The organism is Winogradskyella pacifica, from assembly GCF_013403915.1.
In the GTDB taxonomy this organism is placed as follows: Bacteria; Bacteroidota; Bacteroidia; order Flavobacteriales; family Flavobacteriaceae; genus Winogradskyella; species Winogradskyella pacifica.
The window spans coordinates 134,288-160,718 of the sequence record NZ_JABFDI010000003.1 but is presented as its reverse complement, the minus strand read 5'-3'; the positions used below and the strand labels follow the sequence as shown (position 1 = coordinate 160,718).

Here is a 26,431-nt window from a genome sequence, read left to right as displayed (position 1 = left end):
TACAAGTTGTGTTAGATTGGTTGTGTGGTAAAGCACATAATTTAGTAAATAAAAACTGAATAAAACGTCTACGAGGACTGTTGTAAGTAGGCACTAACTAGCCATGAATTACACACATTGTTGTGTACAGTTTTTATTTCAGTCGTTTTTTAATATCCATTCTCTGATGTAAAACTCTAACGATTTCCACAATCCCATTATCCACTTTTCTGTAAAAAAGGAGATGGGATTTGATTTTCGTAACTCGATAGTTTTTTCGAGTTTGTTCTGCGGATTTTCCTGTCAGGTAATTGTCCGCAATAAATTCAATTTCTGCTATTATTAAATCGTAATATCTATCTGCTTGTTCTTTAGACCATTTCTTAAGCGTATAAATCCAAATTTTATCTAAATCCTCAATCGCTTGTTGGCTTATGCGATATTTATTTTTGCTCATAAGTGTTTACGATGCAATTCTTTTAGATGCTGTTTTGGGTCAAAATTTTCAACAAATCCGCTATTTTCTCCAACTTCTAGAGCTTTAATCAGTTCTCTTTCTTTTTTTTCTTCACGTTCTAACAAACGTAATGCAGAACGAATTACTTCGCTAACCGAACCATATCTACCAGAATTTACTTCTTCTCTGATAAAATCCTCAAAATGATTTCCGAGTGATATTGATGTGTTTTTTCCCATTTTGACTATAATTTTACTCAAATATACCAAATCTTGGTAACGTAGCCAAATTGCGGAGAACGGTTTTGTGTATGGTTAGTTGCGTGGTTAAGCAACTAAGTTAGCAAACTTTTACGAACCCGTGAAAATTCCGCAGGAATTTTCGCAAGTAGAGAAGAACATAGCAATTAATTATACACAGTGTTGGCAACTGGCTTTATTTATATGTTAATCTAATTGGATTATCTTTTATTTTCATTATATAATACGGGAAGTTTTTATCCTTTTCATTCAACAAATGCAGTATAATAGCTTTGGTTTCTACACTACAATTTATTCCAAAATAAACAGCTTTTAAATTCTCCAATTTGTAATGGTAATAAGTTGGTTGCTTTCTCCAAATTCTTAATTCTTTTTCTTTTTTCCATAATTTTGCTTTTATAGAGATGTCAGATAGTAAATATTCCAAATGTTCATTTTCTCCGCTTAAGAATTTGGCTAATTTGTCCGTTCTAAATTCTGGCAATTCTTTAACGTATTGTACTTCTTGAAAATTGGAATTAATTTCTTTTTCATCAAATTCAAATTCTAAAGCAAAACCGGTGTGTCCAGAAGCATAATGAGACCACATTAAAATATCATCTACTGATTTACTTAGTGAACAAAAAGCGAATTTTTCTATTGTAGTTTTGCGTTGTTGGTTAATGAAGTTGGATATTTTATCATCATCCCATTTCAACAAATTTTGTAATGTCTGATTTTTAATGTCCAAATGCTTTTTAAAATTAGCTATTTGTTCTGCATCAAACTTTCTATCAATATAACCCAAACAATCAAAAGGGTCATTCATTTTATTAGGGTAATGGCACCATAGACCTTTTATTGATAGAGATTTATAAGAATAATTTGTATCGGGATAATATTTGTAAAGTTTCATTTTTCAGCTTGTTGCCAATTCGTTATATAATAACTTTTATTAACTATATCCTATAAATAAGTCAGGATACAGCAACTTTTATGTTGTTTTAGTTATCTTTAAATTTACTAAATATTTTCAACTTTCATATACGTAAAATCACGTACTATTTTCAACCAAAAAAGCACCAACAAAACTGTAAGTGCTTTTTCAAAATTTATGCTTTCTAAGTTTTACCTCTTTAAAACAACTTTGTAAGTTCAGCAAATTCATCAACCACTACAGTTGGCTTATAATCGGCAATATTCTCATTATAGTTATAACCATAACTCACACCAATACTGGCCATGTTTGCATTTTGAGCGGCTAGAATATCATTTTTAGAGTCACCAACCATAATGCTTTTTTCTATCGTTGTATTCAGTTCTTTTGCTAAGTGTAACAATGGTACTGCACTTGGCTTTTTCTCAGCTAAGGAATCTTCACCTATCCAGCTTTTAAAGAATTTTGTAATCTCTAAGGTGTCTAAAATTGGTTCTATAAATCCAAACGGTTTGTTGGTGCATATTGCCATTTTGTAGCCTTTTTTATCTAAATTTTTTAAGGTTTCTAAAACACCAGGATACATAAACGTATCTATACAAATGGCCTCTTTATAAGCCCCCAAATAGATTTCAAAGGCTTCTTTTAGCAAGGCTTCTGGCAGCGCTTTATCTTGCATCCTATATTCTAGCGCTCTACGCACCAAAGGTTTTGCGCCATTGCCTATATAAGGCGTGACTTGGTCTATGGTTAAGGGATGTAAACTATAATGCTTCAGCATTTTATTTACGGCCAAGGTAAGATCTGGAATACTATTAATTAGCGTGCCATCAAAATCGAATATAATAAGGTCTTTGTCTTTAAAATTCACAGTGTTTAATTTGAAGCAAAGATGCGGAAGTTTTAGTAAAACAGACTTGTTAGTTCTGCAAAATTATTCACGATTTTGGGTGGTTTTATATCATCACTGCTTATTTATAATCTATTTTGCTTCACTTTAAAAACACCCCTAATAAGCTTCGCTCGGTAGTTTCAAAACAAAAAATATTTTGTTTCTCACTAATCCTCAAGGGGACAATCGAACCAAATAAACTTTTAGGTAAAACTATAATTTGATTTCCTCTCGTACATTAGAATCCAATGCAATCGAACTGACGATTTTTTAGATTTAATAGGTGTTTAAAACTTCAAATGGAGATGCTACACCTGTTTCAACTTTTGCTTAAACATCTTAGCGGCAGATGTATAACCTCCTTCGGTACCATCTACAAAGTGAGAATGTTTGGTCTTTCGATCTAACACATAACAAGACATTACAGAGGCGTGCGTAATATGAATACCATAAATGATTTTGTTGTCTTTTTCGAGTTGATTTAAATACGCTATAAAAAGATCAATTTTAGATTGTTCTGCTGTAAAAACCGTATTAATCATGCCATCGAGCATAAATGTATGAGATAATTGTCCGATTTGTTTTAAATAGTGTTTTCCATCATTTGAAAAGTTTAAATAGAATTTACCTATCAATGTTGACATCCATTTTTTAACTAGGTAACTTAATTTTTGTTGATCGAGGCTAATCTTCATTTCCTCCCATATATTACGAATACTAAAATTTAATTTTAAATTATTCGATTTTATAGGTTGCCGATTATCAAAAGCACCAAAAAACATATCCATCTGTGTAATAACATCTCTATAAATACGTCTTTGATCGTCTTCATTTATAGCATCTAATAATAAACAAACTACTTTTTTTTGAGTTTGAATAGGATTAATTTCTTTCCAGCGACACTCCATGCCTTCCAAATTTAAAAGGGCTTTTTCGAAATTAGTTCTACTCTCTTCAAAATTAGTTTTTACTAGGTCTTCAGCCATTTTTAAACCACTACCTAATACAATAGGAATCGATAATTGATTGGTTAATTGGTGTTTCGCTATTTTTAATCCATAGTCCTGACCCTTTAAATAATTAACTGAAATATGACCGACTCTAAGTATTAAATTGGTGTGATTCTTAATATGAAGACTATAATTATCTAAGATCTGTATGATTGGCTCTAAGAATACCGTGGGAATCATAAATGTAGCACCATCACCTCCAAAAAAATAAGGTATTTCTATGTTTTGCTTTTCTTTTCTGATAAAATTTAAAACCGAAATTATGGCTCCTGTAGCTGTTAGATTCACTTGATGGTGTTTTCCTTCATCAACTGCTAGTGTGGAATTTAAAATATCAACGATGACAACGTGCCACGTATCTGGTACATTAGAAAAATTAGATTCATTTCCCAATAACTCAGTTAGTGTATCCGTTGATTTTTTTAGTTGGTTATAAAATTTTATATTTTCCATTATTTCCAATACAGATGGCTCTCTTTTTCTTTAAAATGCTTTTATTCTTTTTGTTTAGAGTCGCTTTTAAACACAAAATATTAACCGTGTTTAAAGACGACTACCTCCTATTATCTTAAATATAGTCAATTTTAAAATTAATCAACGTTATAACATAATTGATAATTGTTGTTTGCTATTCATATTTGTAATTCTATTCCAGAAAAAAAGCACCTACAAAACTGTAAGTGCTTTTTTGAAATTTATAATAATTTACAACTTAATTTACATCAGGAAGGTTGTTGTAATCCTTACTGTAGTTTAACATCTGCTCTGCAAATGCATTTGGTTGTGTGACTTTAATCGCCGTAATTTCGCCAGCATCATTCATTTCTGGAACTAAAACAGGATTTACAAACCCACTATACGGCGGAGATGGAAATTGCTTGTTACGCTCTAAAACTTCAGCATGAATGGCTTGATCTACTTTTACACCGTAACCTTCAACCAACGCTTCAACAGCTGCGTAATCTCCTTCAGACTTAATACGTTGTGTTTCTTTTAATAATTGTCCGAATAAATCGTGTAACTTATCGTAATCATTAATATTGAAGTATGTTTTTCCGTCTCTTGTTACTTTTTCAATAACGTTGTCTGCCTTTCCCTTTTCAAAAGCCCAAGCAGAAACCCATTGTCTGTTTCTCATGTGTGCTTCTTCAACATTATCACCTAAATCTAAACGAATTAATTGCGTCATTAAACCATTTCTTATGTAACCATCAAACGCTGCTTTACCTACTTTTTTCCAGTCTTCAACTAAACCAAGTTCTTGTAATTTAGAATCGTATAAATAGTATAAACCAACTAAATCTGCACGACCTTCTTCTAAAGTAGACGCGTACGTTTTAAGCGTTTCTTTAGTTTCTCCAACTCCAGGATTTAATTGTCCTGAGGCATGACCAATTACTTCGTGTAATGCGGTATGTAATTTATCTGCTAATTGTCCGTATTCTTCCTCTAATTGTAACTCTTCAGCATCATGTACAAACTCAGATAATCGTCCAGTGCTTCCTGCATTGCTGTAGGCATGGATAATATTCCCTAGAGATACTGACTTACTTCCAACGGCAGCTCTAATCCAGTTTGCATTTGGTAAGTTAACACCAATTGGAGTACTTGGAGAAGCATCTCCAGATTCACCAGCAACGTTAACCACTTTGTATGTAACACCTACAACACTGTCCTTTTTATGCGCATCCATTAACGGTGAATTATCTTCGAACCATTGTGCGTTTTCAGACAATACAGCCATTTTCTCAGACATGTCAAAATCATTGATTTGTACAATACTCTCGTAAGACCCTCTGTAACCTAATGGATCGTTATACACTTCAATAAAACTATTAATGTAATCTACATTCCCTTCAGTTGCAGCTGTCCAAGCGACATTGTAATCGTCCCAAGTTTGTAAATCTCCCGTTTTGTAATATTTAATTAACAATTCTAAAGCATTGCCCTGTGCTTCATTTTCAGCAACTCCTTGTGCTTTTTCTAACCACTTTACAATTTCGTCTATAGCTGCACCATATAATCCGCCAGATTTATAAACGCGTTCTTTTAACACTCCATTTTCTTTTACCAATTGCGAGTTTAAACCATAAGATAATGGCTTATCTGCATTTGGAGATATTTTAGTTTTGTAGAAATTTTCAACATCGGCATTCGTTACATCCGGACCATAAAAGTTAACTGCAGATTCTAATACATTATCTACACCTTTAGCTTGGTTTACTTTTTTAGAATCTTTATCGTTAAATAAAACGTCTAAAGCTTCACCTTCTAAAGTGGTATTGGTTGCTGCTAATAATTCATTTAAATACTCCTTATCAAAAGCAGGTTCTAATTTTGCATTAGAATAGTGATGGTGAATTCCGTTACTAAACCAAACACGTTTTAAATAAGTTTCAAAACTTGCCCAATTGTCAGTTGTTTTATCTCCTTCGAACTTGGTATATACATTTTCTAAAGCTTGTCTAATTTTAAGATTATGTCTGTAATTCTGATCCCACATAATATCGCGACCAGCAAGACCTGCTTGCGTTAAATAATAGACTAATTTTTGCTCCTTTAAGCTTAGATTTTCCCAACCTGGTATTTGGTAGCGTAAAATTTTAATGTCAGCAAATTCTTCAACATTAAAACTAAAATCCGTTTCAACAGTTTCAACAGTTTCTACTGGCTCTTCTTTTACTTCATTCTTACATGCCACGATTAATAGGGCAAAAAGACAAATTTTAAATAATGATTTTAAATTCATGTGTTTATTTATTTAGTTGTACACAAATGTAATGTATATATCACATATCATAAAATGACTATCTTTGATAAACCACTAAATATAATCCCTATAAATGAAAGCATTTAAATCCTTACTCTTATTATTACTCATCCTTGTCATTGGTGTTTCAATTTATATTGCTGTGCAGCCAAATTCGTACGAAGTGACACGAACACGAACCATAAAAGCACCAGCATCTGTTATCTATAACACTGTGGTGGATTTTAAGACTTGGGATTCGTGGCGTTCTTGGATTGAAATTAATCCTGAAATAGTGGTGACACTAGGCGATACCACCAAAGGTGTTGGAGGTTCATACACATGGAATGAGGATGGTGATGAAGGCTATATGAGCACTACAGGAGCAAATCCTAATACTTCAATTACACAAGAGATGCAATTTGCAAGGTATCCGAAATCTGATGTGAATTGGGATTTTAAAGCTAATGAAGATGGTACTACGGATGTGACTTGGACAATTTCTGGAGATAATTTGCCTTTTGGATTTAAAATGTGGTCAGCGTTTTCTGGTGGCATGGAACAGCAAGTTGGTCCTGAGTACGAACGCAGTTTAGAGCTTCTAGACAGTGTGGTTGAAGCCGACATGAAAGTTTACACAATTAATGTTGAAGGCATCACGCAACACAGTGGAGGTTATTATTTGTACAACACGACGTCTACTAAATTCAATGATTTTGACGAAAAATCGAAAACCATGTTAGGCGAAGTTGGTGCTTATGCCATTACACATAATATTTCTATGGCCGGGAAACCGTTTATTCTATACAATAAATGGGATGCTGAAAATGATGCGATTATATTCTCGGCTTGTATTCCTACAAATTCTAAAATACTTTCTGATGAATCTGAAATTTTAACAGGACAACTAGAATCATTTAGAACTGTAAAAACGGTTTTAGAAGGTGATTTTTCTAATATGAAGGAAGCCTGGGATGCCACACTGAATTATATTGCAACGAATAATCTGGAAGTGGTTGAAGGTGGACCGATGATTCAAACGTATTTGACGTTACCTGAGAATTATCCTAATCCTGCAGATTGGAGAACAGAGATTTATTTGGCCGTGAAGTAGTGTGAAGTGTGAAGTGTGAAGTGTGAAGTGTGAAGTGTGAAGTGTGAAGTGTGAAGTGTGAAGTGTGAAGTGTGAAGCTAAAAAAATCTCGTTAAATCGTGAATAAGAATACGACTAAATAACGTAATAATTGAATAACTTAATTCCCTAGTTTGAAACTGATGATTGACAATAATATACTTCGAACCAGCAACCATCGACTATCAACTAAAAACTAAAACAATTGAAACAACTTATACTCGTATTTCTTGGAGGTGGCTTTGGTAGCGTGCTTCGTTTTATCATCGGAAAATGGCTTAACAATTCTGAAACCGGGATTCCTTACGGTACGTTTGCGGCTAATATTATTGGTAGTTTACTCATTGGAATTATTCTTGGTTTAGCTGCTAAAAATGAAACATTGTCTCAGAGTCAGACCTTGCTTTTAGCAACAGGGTTTTGTGGAGGTTTTACCACGTTTTCTACGTTTGCTTATGAGAATCATGTGTTTTTAAAATCGGGTGACTTTACGAGTTTTGCGATTTATACGATTGCTAGTTTTGTGGTTGGATTTTTGGCTGTGTTTTTGGGGATGTTTTTGGTGAAGTGAATTTCTTAAGTTACAAAGCTTTTAAAAGGCTCAAAGTTGGCGCGTAAGAATAACACAGTGTTGTACGGAGGTTTCGCAGAGTCTTTATGGAAACTGGTTGAATGTCTTTTCTTAAAATTAGCTCTCGCTGAGGCGCAAAGATGTAAAGTTGCAGAGTAAAAAAGTTTCTCGCGAAGGCGCTGAGACGCAAAGCAGAAATTACTTGGAGGTGTAATATCATATAACTATTTTCCATCTTGAGACTAAACACTGAACACTGAGCACTGAGCACTGAGCACTAAAACCTACCCTTTCTTATAAAAACCCTTCGCCTTCACCCCTTCTACTTCTTTTAAAATTGCAATAAAAACGGCATCATCAATATCATCGAGTGTTTTATAACGTAGCGATTTAACCACTTTCCGTTTTTCACTTACTAAATAAGCATCCCATTTTTTTGATAAATGTGCGGAATGCCAAAAACCAACATCAACATAGTCTTTGGCTTTATTAATGTAGCACATTGGTCGTTTATCCATGTAGTAACACGGCATTCTCCATTTGTATAATAAATCGGCTTCTGGCAAGGTATGCTCAATCAATACTTGCAAATGTATAAATATGGATTTGTACGGTTCTGGTTGATTTAGGATATGTGCTTCGGCTGGGTTCAAAACTGGAACAATTTTTGTCTAATTTAGTAATATGAAAACATTTCTGCTAGTCTTTTTTCTATTTTCAATACAACTTGTTTGCTCTCAAAATTACAAGACGATCGATTCGCTTGTAAACACTTATCCTGCAAAATTTAAATCAATTGAAAGCTTTGCTGATAGAATTAGAACAGATTTTAAAACAGACTTAGAGAGAACTAGAGCTGTATATTACTGGCTTGCTAATAATATTACTTACGATTACAAATCTTTAAGAAAGAAAAAGAAAATTAAAAAAATAAGAGCTAAATCAAAACGAGACTATGAATTAAAGCTATATCAATATAATCAAAGGGTTGCTGAGAAAACATTAAGAAAGAAATCTGCTATGTGTGAAGGATATGCTCAACTATTAAATTATACATTATCTGAATTAGATATCATATCCGTTGTTGTTCCTGGTTATGCCAAACAGTTTGCTAATGAAATAGGAAGGAAAAGAAGTAATTCCAATCATGCTTGGAATGCTGTAAAAATAGACCAAAAATGGTATTTAATGGACGTTACTTGGTCCACAGGAAATAGTATTTATAATGACAATTTTTTTAATTTTTCTGACACTTATTTTATGATTAACCCAGAAAAATTAATTCTATCTCATTTTCCAGATGATAGTCAGTGGCAATTACTAGAAAAACCAGTTTCAAGAGTTGACTATTTTAATTTTCCTGCTGTATATGAAGCATATCATAAATCTGAACTGAAGCTTGAGGATAGAACGGTTGGTTATATTATCACAAAAACCGATTCTATGATTAATTTATATTTTACTAAAATTGATACTAAAAAAAACTATTATTACTCATTTGATGGTATAAGTAAATCTGATAAAATAAAATTTATAGAATTAGATGGACTATATAAAGTAAGCATACCTTACAGTTTCAAAAGACGAAGAAATTTAGCTATATCTGACGGTCAGATGGTATTAATGAAGTTCAAAATAAAACTATTAAAAGACTAATAATTCTATAACCATAAAATCAATCCTTATTTCTAGTCTACTTTAAAACAATTTAATCAAACCAATAACAATAAGTCCAATTCCAATAATAGCTTTAAAAGGCATTAGCTTCGCAGAGAGTTTTCTCAGACTTGTTTCTAAAGCAGGTACTTTACCGAACACGTGTGTTAAAAGTAAAATCCCCCCTAGGATACTTACGATGTTAAACAACAGACCATCCCAAAATTCTAATATCGCTAAAATGATAAGACCAAGTCCTATTATGGTATCAAATGGTGCTAAGAAACCAGCAATTTTGTTGAAAAAATTATGCTCACCATCCCATTTATCTAGAGTTGCTAGACCAAGTAAAATGCCTCCAGACATATTTGCTATCGCTAAAAGTAATTCAATCATATTTTAATTACGGTTTAATTAATTGAATATAAATTTAACCAAATCTCAAAAATAAACTTGCCCAAACCAATTAATTTAATTTACTTTGTATTTCAAAGTACTTTAACATGAGTGAAAAAGATTATCTAAAAGACATCAGTGAGATTAAAAATCTTATGAATAAATCGTCACGATTTATTTCCTTGAGTGGATTATCTGGAATTCTCGCAGGTATTTACGCTTTAATTGGAGCAGCAATTACATATTGGTTAGTCGACACGTACAGCTATGGAACTCTTTTGCTTGATGGCTGGATTTTTAGAACCGTAATGTTGGTCTTAATCTTAGTTGCATTATTTAGTATTGCTAGTGGTGTTTTTCTTACAACTCGCAAAGCAAAAAAAAATGGTGAGAAAATTTGGGATAAATCATCTCGACGCTTAATCTATAATTTCTTAATTCCTTTGATTTCTGGAGGTCTATATATTTTAATTATCTTGAGTCAAGGTAAATACGGGCAAACTGGTGGATTAATGCTTATCTTTTATGGGTTAGCTTTAATCAATGCCTCAAAATATAGTATTGGAGATATTAAATATTTAGGATTTATTCAGATAGCTTTAGGGCTTATTGCAACACTATATCCTGGCTATGGGTTTTGGCTTTGGGTGATTGGTTTTGGTATCATGCATATTGTATATGGCACTTGGATGCATTTTAAATATGATGTAAAGTGAAAAAATGATCTCGCAAAGGCGCAAAGAAAAAAAATAACGCAGAGATGCACAGAGATTACGCGGAGATTGACAGAGATTTTTAAGGAATTGACAAACTATTGGAATATTAATTATCTTAATTTCCAAACTGAATACTGAAATTAAAAAAAATAAAATTCCTGCTTTCGCAGGAAGTGAAATGAGCATAATAACCAACATAAATAAACTTTTTGATCATAGGATAAGACTCGGCATTATGTCTGTACTTATGGTAAACGAGTATGCGGATTTTAATATGCTAAAAGAATTATTGGGTGCCACAGATGGTAATTTAGCAAGTCATACTAAGGCATTAGAAAAAGCAGAATACATTTTAGTTGAAAAACAATTTATAGGTCGAAAACCGAATACAAGATACAGCGTCACAAAGCTCGGAAAATTAGAATTTCAAAAACATATTGAAGCCCTAGAAAAATTAATAAGCAAAACGTAAAACACCTACTCTATTTATTATATCATTTTTTTTAATCATTCACTTTGAAATTCAAAGTACTTTAAAATAATCAATCATGAAAAAACTAATCTTATTCATTGCAGCCCTTTTATTTAGCACCTTCTTCTACAACCAAACTATCGGACTTAACCTCTTTTTATTCAATATTCTTACTGTTGTTATCCTTTTTATTAATAACAAGTCTCAGTTTAAGAATCGGAAAACCCAAATCTACACTATAACCTACTTCATCACAGGACTAACCATCTTTTTCCATAGTTCTACACTTTCTGTAATTGCAAATCTGGTAGCATTCTTCACTTTAATAGGTCAGATCTCTGAGACTAAATCGTCTATTTACGTCAGTTGGCTTAACGGCTTATACACTACAATTGCTGGTTTTTTTCATCGCAACTTTGCTATCGTTGAATCAAAAACTAATCCTGAAGACACAAAAGAAAAAATCGACATTGATTATTTACATTGGGTTAAAATCATTCTAATTCCAGCCGTTATTGTAATCACCTTCATTGCACTCTACAAAGAAGGAAACCCTGTTTTTAGCAACTTAATAGAAAAAATAGATTTCGGTTTTATAAATATTCAATGGTTATTAATGGCAGGTTTAGGGTACTATTTGTTCAATAATATTTATGCACCAATTGAAGTCGAACCCGCAACTGAAATTGATTTACAAACCGAAAACAGTTTACATAAAACCGAAGCCTTTTCTATTCCAAAATTAAAACAAGAAAACCAACTTGGTGTCGTTCTTATCTCGCTATTAAACGTATTGATTGTAATGTACTTAATAACAGATATCACCTTTTTAACAACGCAGCAAGATATTAGCGCTTCTGTTTATTCTGCTCAGGTTCATAGTGGTATTAATGCACTTATTGCCTCAATTCTTATTGCTATTATGATTCTATTATATGTATTTAGAGGCAATCTTAATTTTTACGAGCAAAACACTACATTAAAACGTCTTGCTTTTACCTGGATCATTTTAAATATTCTATTGGTTCTAAGCATTGTATTTAAAAACGCTCAATACATCTATAATTTTGGTTTAACGTATAAGCGTATTGGTGTTGTCATTTATCTTTTACTAGCTACAATCGGACTGGTTACAACACTTCTAAAGATTAATAGCGCAAAAAATAATTGGTTTCTCTTTAGGCTCAATACTCAAGCTGCATTTATAATTCTAGTTGTTTCTAGCACTATAAATTGGGACTATCATATTACCAATTACAACTTTAATTATGCCAAATCAGTGGACTATAATTATGTCATCGGCCTCTCTAATAACAACACTTTATTATTAAATGAGCAGTTAGATCAGAAAGACCTCGATAGAGGATTCACATATCTTATTGAAGAAAAATATTACGGTTATATCGACAAATTAAAAACGAATAATTGGCAGGAATTACAATACGACAATTTCAAAATTAATACGAAATAAAATGATCGCATTAATTATTTTTTTGTCCCTTTTTGCAGGTGTACTAACGGTAGTTATGGTAAGACTAAGTGTGTCGTGCGTGTTTTGGGCTTCCAAATATAGACATGATAAAACGCGTGTGTTTAAACTCTATTTCCCGTATTATATCATTAGTTTATTTACGCTTTGTATTGCAGCTATTATTGGATTAGACCAAAGTATCGTTGCTACTTGTTATTTCAGTTTCGTGTTCAGTTTGTCGCTTTTTATATGGAGATATGAACTCATACAAAGTAGAAAAATACAGCCTATAAACAACAACAACAATGTAGAATCACATCAACCCGAATTACCATGAACAACCTATTTAAAATTTTAAAAGCAAAACGAAAGCAATTTATCATTTGGTTGTTTGAACATTCACAACGCATTTACACCAACATGTTTAAAAATCATGAACCTTGGAACCTCACCAAAACGGATTTACTAAATCTACCGAAACCTACATTTGGAAGACATTTAGGCGAATTCTTGGATAAAAACAATTTTGAACTAATTCCAAAGGTTGAACGTCACGATTGCTATCATGTGCTTTGTGGCTACAGCACTAAAGTTGAAGATGAAATTGCGTTACAATGTCTTTGTTATGGCAACGGGAAACGCAGTCCGTATTTGTATGGAGCCATTATTCTTGGTGTTGCTATTCTTCCTGATTACTATAAGTATTACCATAAATCTTTCAAAATAGGAAAAGCGGCTAATGCATTCCATCATTTTGATTACAGGAAACTTATGCATATTTCCATTTCAGATTTTAGAGATGCCATTTTTCCGAAGCATGACTTATTAAACCTTAATCTCATTTCAGTATGAAAACATTTAAAATATTAATTATAACAGGATTATTTATCGCATTAGGTGTTTTTACCACTTTTCATTGGGTGAGTTTTAAAGCTAAAGGATTGACTTATGACGCTATTGATAATATCCCTAAGAACAACGTCGGACTTGTACTTGGAGCAAGCAAATTTGCGCCAAGCGGCAACATCAACTTATTCTACAAACACAGAGTAGATGCTGCGGTTGCACTTTACAAAGCCGGAAAAATAGAGTACATCTTGGTCAGTGGTGACAATGGCAGAAAAGACTATGATGAACCCACAGATTTTAAAAACGATTTAATTGCAAAAGGGATTCCTGCAGCCCGTATATTTTTAGATTATGCTGGCTTTAGAACTTTAGACTCTATAGTAAGAGCTAAAGAAATATTTGGCCAAAATACGATTACTATTATCTCGCAGAAGTTCCATAACCAGCGCGCCATTTATATCGCTCAACATTATGGTATTGACGCTATAGCTTACAATGCCAAAGATGTTTACAAAACACCTCCACGCGAATATTTAGCACGTACCAAAGCAAGTTTAGACTTACTTTTTAATGTAACACCTAAATTTTTAGGCGACAAAATAGCTATTAAATAAAACCTCAAAACACAACCATGAAATTTCAATTCAACAAAAAATATTTAGTACTCGCACATAGCCTATTCCTTATAGAATTAGCCATCGCTTTCATCATCAAAACAGGATTTATTCGTTACACATTTGGCGATTATCTCGTTGTTATTTTATTATATGCAATTTTTAGAGGATGCACCAACTTGAATGTGAGGGCGTCGAGTTTGGTCGTCCTCTTAATTGCTTATGGTATCGAATTGCTTCAACTCACCCCATTCTTAACCTACTTTAATTTACAAGATAGTTTTACGGCTAAACTCATTTTCGGTAGCACATTCCATGTCACAGATTTGCTCGCTTACACTTTAGGAATACTGACTGTTTTAGCTGTTGAATCGTCGATTTTCAAATTACAAAACAAGCAAAATATAAGATTATGGAAGTTCTAAAAACACTAATTCTTAATCGTTTTAAAACCCTATCATTAATTACAGTAGCCCTACTGTTTAGTGTTATATTACTCATGGTCCGCATGAAACTGAACAAGTCCTATTTCTTTCTATTTTTAATCTGGAATGTGTTTTTGGCCATCCTACCTTATGCCATAACGATGTATTTAAATACCTCACAAAATTTGAGTAAGCTAAAACTTGGATTCTGGTTTATGGTTTGGTTAGCCTTTTTGCCTAATGCACCTTATATTGTTACTGATCTTATTCATATTAGAATAGGAAACGATTCACTTTTATGGCTCGATGTGCTGGTGGTGTTATCATTTGCACTTAGTGGTTTATTACTATTCTATATTTCTATAATGGATATGCAGAACCTCGTAACTTCTCAATTTAAAAAACTCCCTGTTGAAAACATTACTATTGCCATCATCTTTTTATGTGGATTTGGAGTTTACTTAGGTCGGTTTCTACGTTACAATTCTTGGGAAATTATAAGTGGACCACACTATTTATTTATGGATATTATCACTATTATGATGTCACCATTTCAACATTTTGAAGCGTGGTTATTCACTTTAGGTTTTGGAACATTTTTAGTGGTTGGCTTTTGGATGTTTAAGAACTTAAATCAATTAGAAAAAAATTAAAATCATGAAATCAATTTTTATAACATTATGTCTAGTCTTATTTATAATGAGCTGTGACGAAAAACCACAAACCATCAGTCATGATGATAGCATTACAACTGAAATCAAAAAAGACAGCTCAAAAATCGAAATTGCAGATTTACCCATTCTTATTGATAGTACGGACTATTTAATTCATCCTGTAGGTAATATTACAGACTATAATTCGAGATCTTCTAGCTATAAGAAAGGACGTGATTATACCTCTTATTCGGTATCGCGTTATAATAATTTTTCAATATCTGGTGACTTCAGTTCTCTTAAATTCCAACATATTAATTCAGAACAACTAACCACTTTAACTGATGACATCATAGAGATTACATCTGTTCATTTTCTTGAAGATATCCGACAACAAACAGGACTTCAATATTTAGTTTACACCATTAGAGATGCTGACACAAACAAAGATGCAAAGCTAGATTCTAACGATGTTGAAACGTTATATATAAGTCATGTTGATGGCACTAACTTAAAAAAACTAACACCAAATTTAGCTCAAATAGTCGATTGGGAAGTGATACCAAAACTCAAAAGACTATACTTTAAAAGCATATCTGACACCAACAAAAATGGTGAGTTCTACAAAAATGACAAGGTTAATTATCACTATGTTAATTTAGAAAATGAAGACTTAAGTATTATTAATTACAATCCGTTGTAACTTACTTTCCATCTATATAATCTTGCAAATAGCTGAACCTTTTAGTCAGTTTACCATTTTCAGTCATCTTAGCACGTTTTAAGATTTCTCTTTCATCGTTATTAAAGAAAGCAGGAATAACGTGTTCTAAAAATGTTTCACCGAAACCTTCACTAGCATCTTTTGGTAATTCGCATGGTAAATTATCTACAGCCATCACGGTTATTGCTCCTTTTGCATCGTAAGCGACTTCCTTTTCTGTGTTAGGATCGTAACCATAAAAAGGATTTTCAATAGTTGAAGGTCTGATTGTACTAGCTACTGGCCCATCGATATCGCAAGATATATCAGCCACTAAATTAATTTTGAAATCGGGATGTTTGGCATCTTCCCTTGTAAATAAATAAGGGGCATTATTTCCATAAAAATGACCTGCTATAAAATAGTCCGTTTCTTTAGCATAAGGCATAAAATTACTTTCATAACCTGATGGATCTTTATAAAACTTATACTTATCTCCTACTTTACCGTCCTTTCGTTTGGCATATTCCATAACATCTGCCATAACATAGACTGGCTCCGAAAATTGCGATGTTAAATACAACGCATCGCTAATTTGCTTAATACCTAAATGATCTAAAATCTCTTTGGCACCATAGGCCACTTTTCCTGTTCCAGAGAGTAAAATCTTAATATTTGGGATGGTGATTTTATCTAATTCTGTCTTTACGGCATCTAAATCTGCAAGTGTTTCAACTTTTGGTAATTCAAACAAACCATCTCGTAATCCTAAAGCTCTAAACCCATTGTATGCACCAACCAAACCTGCATAACGTCCAAAACCAATTAAACGCGCACCCGTTTTTCTAACAATAGTTTCGTGATCAAACATTTCTATATGTTTCTCTAACATAGCGACCAACAATTTTCTGTTGTAAGGCTGCTTTTTAATGGTATGTGAGAAATAGAAATATTTTTTATTTGAAATTAAATTTTCAATCGGCACTTCTTTTACACCAATCATTACATCGGCATGCGACACATCGTCCAACACTTCAAAACCTAAAGCTTTATAAGCTTCATCCGAAAAAATTCTAATATCCGAAGATTCTACAATAAACGTAGCATCCGGAAATTGCGTTCTCGCTACTGCTAAATGTTCAGGAGAAAATACCACACGTCTGTCTGGTGGATTTTTACGTTCTTTTATGATGGCGAATGTCATAGCTATATTTTAAAATTAAGATATTTCGAAATTAAATACTTAGGCTTTCAGGTAACACATATATTAGTGATTTGTGTAAAGAAACACTTTAAATTCAGCATTTAATATTGAAAAATATTTTCACGAAAATAAGAGGAATTGCATGTTTTAGCAAACATTCTTCGGTTAAAATATTTACATGATATTATGGTATGGAACACCATTAATTAAATATTACAGAAATCTGGTTTAAGACAAGATTCATCTGCATTTTTTAAATGTTCTATAACCACTAAAAGTTATTAAAGTAGACAACTATTACTCAGGTAAATTTTAAATCTTAGGTTTCAGCAAAGGCTTTTCATAAAATGTAAGTCTAATGCCAAAAAGTAATACAATACCGCCAATAACCATTTGTAAAGACACTTGCTCATCTAATAACCACCAAGCTAAAATGGAAGCCAATACAGCTTGCCCTAACAGACTCACAGAAACTCTTGTGGCTCGCATATGCTTTGTTGCAAAACTAATAAGTAACCACGCCAAAAGCTGACATACTATACCTTGAACAACTAATACCAACCAGCCTGCATCTGAAAACCCTGTAAAAGGCTCATTAAAAGCATAACTAAGCACTCCCAATGCAATGGTTGAAGACACGAGACTAATCGTCATAAAGGTCATCACCTCCATATCTTCTAAAATATGTTTACTCAACAACATATAAATGGCATAGAGCATACCTGATAAGACACCAAAAATAAAGGCGAGATTAAAATCAAAATTTAGAAACAATTCAAAGCCTACTAAGAGTACCATACCAATAATGGCCACAATAGTACCCATCCAAAAATTCTGTTTCGGTTTATCTTTTAGAAACAAAAAGGCACCAACACCAACCCAAACTGGTGATAAATTAGTTAGCAATGTCGCTTGTGTTGCAGTAGATTGTTGAATCGCAATATTCCAAACACCAACGTCTAAACCAAATACAACACCACAAATCACAGAAAGTAGGACTGCTTTTTTAGACCTAACCTTAAACTGCTTTGTGATCAATACGTAGGGCACAATAAAAACAGAAGCAATAGCCATTCTGTAAAATGCTGAAACCAATCCTGGCGTTAGATTTAGCTTCACCAAAATAGGAAATATTGAAATACAAATAATGCCAACCGCAAGTGCTATTCTTGGTTTTGTCATGAGTACATGGTTTAATTAGAAGCCGACAAAAGTAAGCTTTAAAACCATCGTTAATTTAAAATTTTATATGCTATTTAAAATATTAAAATCGCTTAGAAATTTAAAGCAATAAACGCATTGTAATTATCGATTCTTATTAATACAAAATTGACTTTATGAGTAACGTGGTACGTCGTTCTTATGCATCGCGATTATGACATCTACTGACACTATTTCTGCAAATACATATAAAACAAGTTTGGTATAGCCTTTGCATTATTATTTTTAGTAATTTTGCAGCCCTTGAAACACCAATACAGTTTCTTGGTTTAGCGCGTTAGGGATGGAAGCGTCATCCTTTTGCTTTTTTAGCAAAAGATATAGCGGACAGCCCGACCTGATAAGGGAACGCTCAAAAAATTATTATCAATTTATTAAAGAGATTCCCACTTTCGTGGGAAGTAAATGGGGTCGACTGGTTTTGACAGCGAGATTAATTAGATTGTAAGCACGTCGTGTAATGGCATTGATACACGTAAAAGGCTAGACCAAATTTTAAACGGCGAGAATAACTACGCTTTAGCTGCATAATCTGAATTATAGTAAGATTAAGCCTCGTCCTACTAGGTAGGAGTGCTAAATGTCTCGAGAAAGCCTTAGTTAATGGCGTTCTTTTTTAGGCATCGTAAAAATTGACTTAGATTAGGTAGTGCTTTGATACCTTTTCGAGATTAAGAAGCTAAGCTAAAAGTGGGTTGTCTTTAACCAGCTTTTAGTCGAAAACCCAAGAAAAGAATAAACGTGTAGAAAGCCTTTTGGTTACTTGTTTGGACGAGAGTTCGATTCTCTCCGACTCCACAATTAAGCACAACTTTGTTGTGATTTTAAGCATAAAAAGCTCAACAAGTTTTACTTGATTGAGCTTTGTTGTTTAAAAGCATTTGGGCTGAAAGCACAAAAAGTTGTATTTATAGGATGGGATTCACTAGAGAACAACGACGTTAATCTCTCCGACTCCACTTTTAAACCCTGTAAGTTTTTAACTTACAGGGTTTTCTATTTATAGTTCACACATAACACGAATGATATAATCGAATTATTATGTAAATTGCTGTGATTTAGATATGGACCATTGTTTATATTTAATTGTTGTGGGTAATTAGAAAAAAAAAACTTTATGAATAGAAATATAAATCTCGAAATTTCAAATCCTAAAAAGTTCATTTCTGATATAGAAAACAAAAAATTTGTAGAAATACCAGGAAGTGATATTTGGGATTTAGGTTTTTCTAATATACCACATCACAACTATACACAGCCTAAAGATTTTCCAAATTGTTGTGAATACCATAAAAGCATTCTTTCCAACCTAAATGACTGGTTTAATACTTTCCCAAATTGTTGTGACAATCACAAAGCTCTGCTTAAGAAAAAATGGTTTAAAAAAGAATTATATACTGATATTCCAAATAAAGTACTCAATTCAGTTAGCTACACAAGTAGTTTTATTGAGCATAGTATTGAAAAAGATAATTGGTATAAAGAAATAACCGACTATATAGACTATATAATTGATAGCTTTGGAACACCAAGCATAGGTGGAGAAAGGTTTTTTAGTGTTATTGAATATTGGGTAAAAAACAGTCTTGAAATACCAAAAGAAATTGAATGGAAAAGGAATCAACTATTAGACTACTTTAAATCAAAAACTGAGAAGAAAGTTAAAAAAAATACTGATTTAAACCTATTACATTCAACTTTTCAAAATTGGATAAAATTCATTCCCGAAATTCCTGTATTTAATTCTATAAAAATAGCTTATAAAGGTAAACTACCTATGAATTTATTCTTGTATGATGGAGAATACAATAGGTTTACAGGATTAACAACATTCAAAGGTAGAACACAAAGTGAATTAATTGAAATTATTGTTAATCATACAAAGAAAATCTTATTTCAATTAACATCTGAAAATGTTTACAAAAGTTTAAATCTTACAGATAAAGAAAAATATGAAATTCAAATTATTGCTGAGAAGCACAAACTAGGGCAATTATTGCTATTAGAAAACTTCTCAAAAAACGAATTAAAATACATTAAAGTTCTAAAAAAATGGTTGAAAAATGAAAAAGGGTTTATTAGTGAATTAAAGCCTATTTTTGATAAAATTAGTGAACAAAACTTTCATTCTTTTTTAATTCAACAAATATTCTTTTTTGGACAAAGTTTAGAAAAATTAAAACACCTTCATAGCTCATTTGGAGAAGAAGATTTTAGAGATTATTTTCTTCCTCATTTAACTCAAATATCAAAAAAACATATAGCAACTGGAGAAACATTTAATAAAAAAGGGAAAACTGATATCCTAATTCAGGATATGAATGCTATAAATACCTTTGTTGCGGAATGCAAACTATGGAAAGGGAAGTCTTATTTAAGTTCAGCAATTAATCAACTTATAGAAAGATACGTTTTATGGAGAGATGAAAAAATTGCGCTTATTATTTTTAACAAGGACAATAAAGATTTCGCAAAAGTTATTGAAATTGCAAAAGAAACAATTGAGGAACACGAACTTTTCGAATCGTTTGTAGAAGAAAAATTTAAAACAATAATCACTTATAAATTTAAACATTCAGAAGATATAACGAAAATTGTAACACTTGAACTAATTTTATTTAATTGTTATAAGCAATAACTACCCACAGCACCATATATAATTAATGGCTAGTTCTCGCCGACTTACGAAAATCCTCGCAGATATTCTATTGGGTTTTTATTTACTAAATTAGGTGCTTACACACGCCACTAATCATACACAAGACATTTAAACGAAAATGTGCCGATACGGAATTAATACATATAAACCACATTACGCTTGTTTTGAATGTCGGAAAACCTTCAAAAGAAGATTACTGAAGGATATTGATAGAGATTCAATAGAATTTGAAAAACAATCTTATAAATGTCCTGAATGTGGCGGAATAACCGCGAATATGGGATTTGACTTTGAATCACCAAAAAAGCCCGACACAAAAGCCTGGAATCACATGGAATCTCTTTACGAAACAGGGATTACCTTTCATTCGTGTGGCTGTACTGGTCCTGGATATATTCCGAGAGACAAAAACAAATTGATTGAGTTTCTCAATGAGAAAAAAGTCATTTATGTAGAGAATCTAAGGTTTTGGACGACAAGATTAGAACCAAAAAATGAAAGTGAAAAAAGCAAAGATTGGGATAAGAACAGTCACTTTCTATTCAGCCTTCCTAGAGAATTTACAACTGGAACTAAAAAGAAAAGATATACTGATTTAAAAAAAGCAGTGGAATATTGGACCGAAAGAATTAATGAAATTGACAGTAGAATAATAAAAATAACCAACAAAATTAGGCATAGTTAATCGCTCATTCACAATACATTAACAAAAGCCTTAATGCATTTTCTATCTGTGATTTATTGACTAAATTACGGTCATAACCAAGCAACTAACCATTATAGAAAACATATTAACCACTATTGCAACCTCCATGAATAAACTCGATTTTAGTATCTCACTGAGAGAAAAAGGACTAGATTCAAAAGACATAAAAAAGGAAATGAAAGAGAGTGGTTTTGATGATTCTGAAATTCAATATTATTTAAAAAAATCAGATGAAATATTTCTAGATCAGTCTTATCGTTATAACAGATATAAATCTAAAGGCAAAAACAAGAATACATTAAAAATGCTAATACTGATAATCAGCCTCATACTTTTAACAGGAGTGCTCCTCGGATACGCCACTATAGGATTGATTGGACTATTTATTTTGTGGAGCCTAATCGGTTATGGTTCTTTTAGAAATTAAAGTCGAAAATTCGGACGTACAACAACCCAAAATAAAAATAAAGGCTGTTTTATCTATTAATGTGAATTAAAAAGATGCAAATCAAAAACTCCAATCTTTTAGTAAAACTTAAAAATTAAGATTATCAGTATAACTGAACACTAACTACTCAACAACACTAAAACCCTTTTGCAAAGTGGCTACAGAACTCCCTCCAACCCAAACTTCAAATGCACCAGGCTCTACCTCCCATTTTTTATTTGCTGTATAAAACTGAAGTGTCTCAGCATTAATTGTAAACGTGACTGTTTTAGTTTCACCTGCCTTAATCATTAGCTTTTTAAAACCTTTTAATTCTTTAATTGGCCTTACCAAACTACCAACTAAATCTCTAATATATAGTTGCACAACTTCCTCTCCATCTGTATCTCCAGCATTTGTTATAGACACAGAAACATTGATACTGTCAGTCGCTTTTATTTCAGTTTTATCTAATGTTAAGTTATCATATTTAAAAGTGGTATAACTCAATCCATGTCCAAAAGGATACAACGCAAATCTCGGTGCATCTCTATAAGCAGAATACGTTACTTGTTTCAATCCGTGAGGTCGTCCTGTGTTTTTTTGATTGTAATATAGCGGCTCTTGCCCTACATGATGCGGAAATGACACTGGTAATTTACCCGATGGATTATAATCCCCAAAAATAACATCTGCTATGGCATTACCAGATTCCGACCCTAAATGCCAACATTCTAAAATAGTTGGAGCCACTTCTGAAGCACGAGTTAAATCCATTGGACGGCCGTTCATCAGCACAATTACAATGTTTTTATTCACCTTTTGAATAGCCTCTAACAATTCTAATTGTAAACCTTTAAATCCGATATCTACCTGACTTCGTCCTTCTCCCGTCTGATAGGCGTCTTCACCTATAGCTAATAAAACCACCTCAGCTTTCTTAGCAGCTTCAACTGCTTTTTTAATTCCTAATCTATCGGTTGTATTAAATTCTAAAGGTATTAAAAACTGATTTTCGCCTGGCTTAACCGTTGGAACCGTTAACTCAATTCCTTTTTCATAATGTATCGTTGTTGACTTAGATACCGCCTGTTTTACGCCTTCTAATAGTGATACCGCAGAATTATAGTCACCTTCTGCTCGCCAATTCCCTAAAGGCGCATTTTTGTCATCAGCTAACGGCCCAATAACAGCGATGCTTTTTATGTCTTTTGAAAGTGGTAAGACTTGATTATCATTTTTAAGTAATACAATAGATTTCTTAGCGACATCTCTAGCAATTTCTAAATTCTCTTTAGAATAGATCTCAGTTTTCTCTCTTTCTGTATCACAATATTTATAAGGATCATCAAACAGTCCTAGCTGAAATTTAATTCGTAATACACGACTCACAGCATCATTTATGACATCTATTGAAACTTTACCTCCTTCTATCAATGTTTTTAACGAAGCTTCATAAGCATACGATTCCATATCCATATCACTCCCTGCATTAATAGCAATTTCTGAAGCATGCTTTAAATCTTTAGCATACCCATGTGCTATCATTTCGCCTATACTTCCCCAATCGGAAACCATTAGACCTGGCCAATTCCACTCGTTTTTCAACAAATCTCTTTGCAAATGCCTATGTCCTGTTGCTGGTATGCCATCAATATCATTAAAAGCATTCATAAATGTTGCCACACCGGCTTCTGCAGCAGCTTTAAAAGGAGGTAAAATAGTATTATGAAGTTCATACTCACCAATATTCACCGTATTGTAATCTCTACCAGCCTCACCAAAACCATAACCTGCAAAATGTTTTGCACATGCCGCAATAGTATGTGTTGCCGATAAATCGTCTCCCTGAAACCCTTTTATTCTCGCTACTCCAATTTTTGTAGTTAAATACGTATCTTCACCAGAACCTTCCATTACTCTTCCCCAACGTGCGTCTCTAGAAACATCGATCATGGGTGCAAACGTCCAGTTTAAACCAGATGCAGATGCTTCTTTTGCTGCAATTGCAGCCGATTGTTCTATAATATCTAAATCCCAACTCGCACTTTCACCTAAAGGAATAGGAAATATAGTTTTGTAACCATGAATAACATCATACGCAAAAATAAGGGGAATCTTTAATCGAGAATTCTCCATTACAATCCGTTGTGTTTCTCGGATTGAAGCTACAGAAGCCACATTCAGCATAGAGCCGACTTCACCTTTCTTTAGTTTGTTGTACTTATACTGATCTCTTTCTGAAGTTGATGGACCTGTCGCATTCCATTTACCACTATACTGTACTAGTTGGCCTATTTTTTCATCAATGGTCATTAATGCTAATACAGAATCTACTTTGAGTTCAATCCGCTTATCTATTAAAGACGTTGTGTGTTTTATAAATCCGGAATTAGCCTCTACTGACGTATCAAAATCTACTGTAGCACAAGTAACAAGTAGAATAACAGCAGCCTTTACACTAACGACTGCAAATAGGAATGTTTTTTTTGTATTAATCATTATACTAAAATCATTTTAACTCCATTTCTGTATACACAGGAAAATGGTCTGAAGGGAATTTGAAATCAATAGCACTAGATAATACGGCATACTTATGTACTGTAATGCTAGGAGATTTTGAAATAAAAATATAGTCGATGCGTCGCGTTACGGGTTCATTATATTGAAAGGCATTAAATGTTCCCTCCGGTCCAAACTTTAATGTGGCTATTTGTCTTGAATCTGACATGGTTGGTAAAATTTCTGCTACGACCAGACTATTAGGTTCTACATTAAAATCACCCATAAGCAGAACAGGATAGTTTTGGATGTTTTCTGAAGCTATTTTTTTTAGAATAAGTTTTACACCTTCCTTTTGCGCTTCCGCACCAACATGATCTAAATGGGTATTAAACACCCATAACTTTTTACCCGTTTTATTTGAAGAAAATAAACCATACGTACAAACTCTAGGATAGGCAGCGTCCCAGCCTGTAGAAACTTTATCTGGCGAATCGGATAACCAAAAGGTGAATTGTTCTTCAACCTTTAAGTTGTTTGAATTGTAATAAATTGCAGAGAACTCGCCCTCTCCGTTGCCATCTCTTCCTTCACCTATAAATTTATAATCTTGCAAAGCGGCATTTAAATCTTCAATTTGATTCGGCCGTGCTTCTTGTACTCCAAAAACATCAGGACTAAGAAACAATATTTGAGAACTTAAAAAATCTTTTCGATTTGGCCATGCATTTTCTTCATCTGAAGCAATATCCAAACGAATATTATAAGTCATTGCCTTTAATGTAAACTGTTCATTTTTAGCTTCAGGCTTACTTTTATTAGAACTACAACCTAAAAGTATAAGGCTAATAATAAATAAATTAATTTGTTTCATTTATTTCTTGTTTAGAACTTATGCTCTCTGTCTTTTAAAATAAATTATCGACAGCATAAAAATAATCTCTGATAGCAACGCTTAGTTTGTGCTACTAGAATTTGCTTTTAATTTCTTAAACACCAATTCTGGTTCATCTGTGGTAATATAATCAAAATCATGACTCAATAACCAATCAATATCTTCTTCTTTATTGGCCGTCCATGCATTTAGTTTAAGACCTAAATCTTTAGCTTCTGTAATCCAATTTTCTTTATTTTTTAATTTCCAAACTAAATAATCGAGTCCGGTAATTCCATCTTTATGTAAGTCTTCTGGTGCTTTTGAACCATCTAGATATAAGACCTTAGCATTAGGTTCTATTGTTTTAATGTGTTTAATAACCTCATAACTAAAACTGATATAATAAGACACATACGCTTCTGCTTTAAGTTCTTTGACTGTGGCTACAGCTTTGTCTGCCATAAGAACATTACGTCCTTCAGTTTTAGAAGGCTTTATTTCGCAAACTAAACCTGTAGTGGTATTATTTGTCATGCCCGCAGTAATAAAATCTTTTAAAGTTGGCAGTGTTTCGCCGTTTGATAATTTGTGTTTAGCAAGTTCTTCATAGGTTGAAGATTCAATATCTAAACCTTCATAATCGGCATCGTGAGTAACAACTAGGATTTCATCTGCCGTCATACGAACATCAAATTCTGAGCCTGTACACTTTAAACTAATCGCCTCTTTTAATGCCGCAATTGAATTTTTTGGTAAATCTTTAGTTTTCCATGCGCCTCTGTGCGCAATGACAGGGTTATCTGCAAAAGTAATTTCAGTGTCTTTACTTGTAGAATTGCATGAAACAAATCCTATACACAACAACAAAACAGTTAAATATCTCATATGAAATTGTATTTTTAATATATAACGTC

General features: G+C 32.8%; 28 protein-coding genes and 1 other RNA gene. 16 read left to right on the top strand and 13 right to left on the bottom strand.

Annotated features, from left to right (window positions below):
- Positions 1-133: 133 nt before the first annotated feature.
- The 6 genes from HM984_RS04155 to HM984_RS04130 all read right to left on the bottom strand — a co-directional run bounded on the left by HM984_RS04155 (position 134) and on the right by HM984_RS04130 (position 6,263).
- Complete coding sequence (locus HM984_RS04155; protein WP_115809027.1) at positions 134-436, bottom strand: type II toxin-antitoxin system RelE/ParE family toxin; 303 nt, start codon at positions 434-436, stop codon at positions 134-136.
- The gene (locus HM984_RS04150; RefSeq protein WP_028284019.1) at positions 433-675 is read right to left on the bottom strand and encodes a type II toxin-antitoxin system ParD family antitoxin; all 243 of its coding nucleotides are present in this window, start codon (positions 673-675) and stop codon (positions 433-435) included. The genes HM984_RS04155 and HM984_RS04150 overlap by 4 nt, the downstream gene beginning before the upstream one ends.
- Before the next feature lie 196 nt (positions 676-871).
- The gene (locus HM984_RS04145; RefSeq protein ID WP_179348231.1) at positions 872-1,591 is read right to left on the bottom strand and encodes a DUF2971 domain-containing protein; all 720 of its coding nucleotides are present in this window, start codon (positions 1,589-1,591) and stop codon (positions 872-874) included.
- A gap of 220 nt (positions 1,592-1,811) precedes the next feature.
- On the bottom strand, positions 1,812-2,483 hold the full coding sequence (locus tag HM984_RS04140; RefSeq protein WP_179348230.1) for a phosphoglycolate phosphatase: 672 nt from the start codon (positions 2,481-2,483) through the stop codon (positions 1,812-1,814).
- Between the two features lie 329 nt (positions 2,484-2,812).
- Positions 2,813-3,967 (bottom strand): DUF3095 family protein, encoded by a 1,155-nt coding sequence (locus HM984_RS04135; RefSeq protein WP_218845008.1) that lies wholly within the window; start codon positions 3,965-3,967, stop codon positions 2,813-2,815.
- A 259-nt stretch (positions 3,968-4,226) separates the two neighbouring features.
- On the bottom strand, positions 4,227-6,263 hold the full coding sequence (locus HM984_RS04130; protein ID WP_179348229.1) for a dipeptidyl-peptidase 3 family protein: 2,037 nt from the start codon (positions 6,261-6,263) through the stop codon (positions 4,227-4,229).
- Positions 6,264-6,357: 94 nt separating this feature from the next.
- Here HM984_RS04130 and HM984_RS04125 point away from each other — a divergent pair, with 94 nt between their 5' ends.
- Complete coding sequence (locus HM984_RS04125; RefSeq protein WP_179348228.1) at positions 6,358-7,377, top strand: SRPBCC family protein; 1,020 nt, start codon at positions 6,358-6,360, stop codon at positions 7,375-7,377.
- A gap of 223 nt (positions 7,378-7,600) precedes the next feature.
- Positions 7,601-7,966 carry a fluoride efflux transporter CrcB gene (gene crcB / locus HM984_RS04120; RefSeq protein ID WP_115809020.1) on the top strand — a complete coding sequence of 122 codons (366 nt, stop codon included), beginning with the start codon at positions 7,601-7,603 and terminating at the stop codon, positions 7,964-7,966.
- 284 nt (positions 7,967-8,250) lie between these two features.
- Here crcB and HM984_RS04115 read toward each other — a convergent pair whose 3' ends face one another.
- Positions 8,251-8,619 carry a DUF1801 domain-containing protein gene (locus HM984_RS04115; protein ID WP_179348227.1) on the bottom strand — a complete coding sequence of 123 codons (369 nt, stop codon included), beginning with the start codon at positions 8,617-8,619 and terminating at the stop codon, positions 8,251-8,253.
- A gap of 31 nt (positions 8,620-8,650) precedes the next feature.
- Between HM984_RS04115 and HM984_RS04110 the strand changes: the two genes are divergently transcribed.
- Positions 8,651-9,622 carry a transglutaminase domain-containing protein gene (locus HM984_RS04110; RefSeq protein ID WP_179348226.1) on the top strand — a complete coding sequence of 324 codons (972 nt, stop codon included), beginning with the start codon at positions 8,651-8,653 and terminating at the stop codon, positions 9,620-9,622.
- A gap of 42 nt (positions 9,623-9,664) precedes the next feature.
- On the opposite strand, the gene HM984_RS04105 is transcribed toward HM984_RS04110, so the two are convergent.
- Positions 9,665-10,018 carry a hypothetical protein gene (locus HM984_RS04105; RefSeq protein ID WP_179348225.1) on the bottom strand — a complete coding sequence of 118 codons (354 nt, stop codon included), beginning with the start codon at positions 10,016-10,018 and terminating at the stop codon, positions 9,665-9,667.
- A gap of 107 nt (positions 10,019-10,125) precedes the next feature.
- On the opposite strand from HM984_RS04105, the gene HM984_RS04100 reads away from it, so the two are divergent.
- The 9 genes from HM984_RS04100 (at position 10,126) to HM984_RS04060 (ending at position 15,921) form a co-directional block, all read left to right on the top strand.
- Positions 10,126-10,734 carry a hypothetical protein gene (locus HM984_RS04100; RefSeq protein WP_179348224.1) on the top strand — a complete coding sequence of 203 codons (609 nt, stop codon included), beginning with the start codon at positions 10,126-10,128 and terminating at the stop codon, positions 10,732-10,734.
- A gap of 178 nt (positions 10,735-10,912) precedes the next feature.
- Complete coding sequence (locus HM984_RS04095) at positions 10,913-11,206, top strand: winged helix-turn-helix domain-containing protein (protein WP_179348223.1); 294 nt, start codon at positions 10,913-10,915, stop codon at positions 11,204-11,206.
- Between the two features lie 76 nt (positions 11,207-11,282).
- Positions 11,283-12,677: a DUF4153 domain-containing protein gene (locus HM984_RS04090; protein ID WP_179348222.1), complete on the top strand. Its 1,395-nt coding sequence runs from the start codon at positions 11,283-11,285 to the stop codon at positions 12,675-12,677.
- A gap of 1 nt (position 12,678) precedes the next feature.
- A complete protein-coding gene (locus HM984_RS04085) occupies positions 12,679-13,014 on the top strand; it encodes a hypothetical protein (protein WP_179348221.1) in 336 nt (111 codons plus the stop codon).
- Positions 13,011-13,529, top strand: coding sequence for a hypothetical protein (locus tag HM984_RS04080; protein ID WP_179348220.1), 519 nt, complete (start codon positions 13,011-13,013; stop codon positions 13,527-13,529). The genes HM984_RS04085 and HM984_RS04080 overlap by 4 nt, the downstream gene beginning before the upstream one ends.
- Complete coding sequence (locus HM984_RS04075) at positions 13,526-14,140, top strand: SanA/YdcF family protein (RefSeq protein WP_179348219.1); 615 nt, start codon at positions 13,526-13,528, stop codon at positions 14,138-14,140. The genes HM984_RS04080 and HM984_RS04075 overlap by 4 nt, the downstream gene beginning before the upstream one ends.
- A 17-nt stretch (positions 14,141-14,157) precedes the next feature.
- Positions 14,158-14,565 carry a ribosomal maturation YjgA family protein gene (locus HM984_RS04070; protein ID WP_179348218.1) on the top strand — a complete coding sequence of 136 codons (408 nt, stop codon included), beginning with the start codon at positions 14,158-14,160 and terminating at the stop codon, positions 14,563-14,565.
- Complete coding sequence (locus tag HM984_RS04065; RefSeq protein ID WP_179348217.1) at positions 14,553-15,218, top strand: DUF1361 domain-containing protein; 666 nt, start codon at positions 14,553-14,555, stop codon at positions 15,216-15,218. Before HM984_RS04070 ends, HM984_RS04065 begins: the two co-directional genes overlap by 13 nt.
- A 4-nt stretch (positions 15,219-15,222) precedes the next feature.
- Positions 15,223-15,921 carry a hypothetical protein gene (locus HM984_RS04060; RefSeq protein ID WP_179348216.1) on the top strand — a complete coding sequence of 233 codons (699 nt, stop codon included), beginning with the start codon at positions 15,223-15,225 and terminating at the stop codon, positions 15,919-15,921.
- A gap of 1 nt (position 15,922) precedes the next feature.
- On the opposite strand, the gene HM984_RS04055 is transcribed toward HM984_RS04060, so the two are convergent.
- The gene (locus tag HM984_RS04055) at positions 15,923-17,125 is read right to left on the bottom strand and encodes an NAD(P)-dependent oxidoreductase (RefSeq protein WP_179348215.1); all 1,203 of its coding nucleotides are present in this window, start codon (positions 17,123-17,125) and stop codon (positions 15,923-15,925) included.
- Positions 17,126-17,437: 312 nt separating this feature from the next.
- Positions 17,438-18,307: a DMT family transporter gene (locus HM984_RS04050; RefSeq protein ID WP_179348214.1), complete on the bottom strand. Its 870-nt coding sequence runs from the start codon at positions 18,305-18,307 to the stop codon at positions 17,438-17,440.
- A 446-nt stretch (positions 18,308-18,753) separates the two neighbouring features.
- On the opposite strand from HM984_RS04050, the gene ssrA reads away from it, so the two are divergent.
- The 4 genes from ssrA to HM984_RS04030 all read left to right on the top strand — a co-directional run bounded on the left by ssrA (position 18,754) and on the right by HM984_RS04030 (position 22,138).
- Positions 18,754-19,147, top strand: a transfer-messenger RNA (tmRNA) gene (gene ssrA, locus HM984_RS04045).
- Between the two features lie 316 nt (positions 19,148-19,463).
- Positions 19,464-20,984, top strand: coding sequence for a hypothetical protein (locus tag HM984_RS04040; RefSeq protein ID WP_115807547.1), 1,521 nt, complete (start codon positions 19,464-19,466; stop codon positions 20,982-20,984).
- Between the two features lie 298 nt (positions 20,985-21,282).
- Positions 21,283-21,690, top strand: coding sequence for a hypothetical protein (locus tag HM984_RS04035; RefSeq protein ID WP_257018445.1), 408 nt, complete (start codon positions 21,283-21,285; stop codon positions 21,688-21,690).
- A 127-nt stretch (positions 21,691-21,817) separates the two neighbouring features.
- Positions 21,818-22,138 carry a hypothetical protein gene (locus tag HM984_RS04030; RefSeq protein WP_115807549.1) on the top strand — a complete coding sequence of 107 codons (321 nt, stop codon included), beginning with the start codon at positions 21,818-21,820 and terminating at the stop codon, positions 22,136-22,138.
- 144 nt (positions 22,139-22,282) lie between these two features.
- Here HM984_RS04030 and bglX read toward each other — a convergent pair whose 3' ends face one another.
- From bglX to HM984_RS04015, 3 genes are all read right to left on the bottom strand, one after another.
- Entirely contained in the window at positions 22,283-24,640 is a 2,358-nt protein-coding gene (gene bglX, locus HM984_RS04025; protein ID WP_179348212.1) for a beta-glucosidase BglX, read from the bottom strand.
- Positions 24,641-24,650: 10 nt separating this feature from the next.
- A complete protein-coding gene (locus tag HM984_RS04020) occupies positions 24,651-25,514 on the bottom strand; it encodes an endonuclease/exonuclease/phosphatase family protein (RefSeq protein WP_179348211.1) in 864 nt (287 codons plus the stop codon).
- Between the two features lie 81 nt (positions 25,515-25,595).
- The gene (locus HM984_RS04015) at positions 25,596-26,402 is read right to left on the bottom strand and encodes a glycerophosphodiester phosphodiesterase (protein ID WP_179348210.1); all 807 of its coding nucleotides are present in this window, start codon (positions 26,400-26,402) and stop codon (positions 25,596-25,598) included.
- Positions 26,403-26,431: the final 29 nt, after the last annotated feature.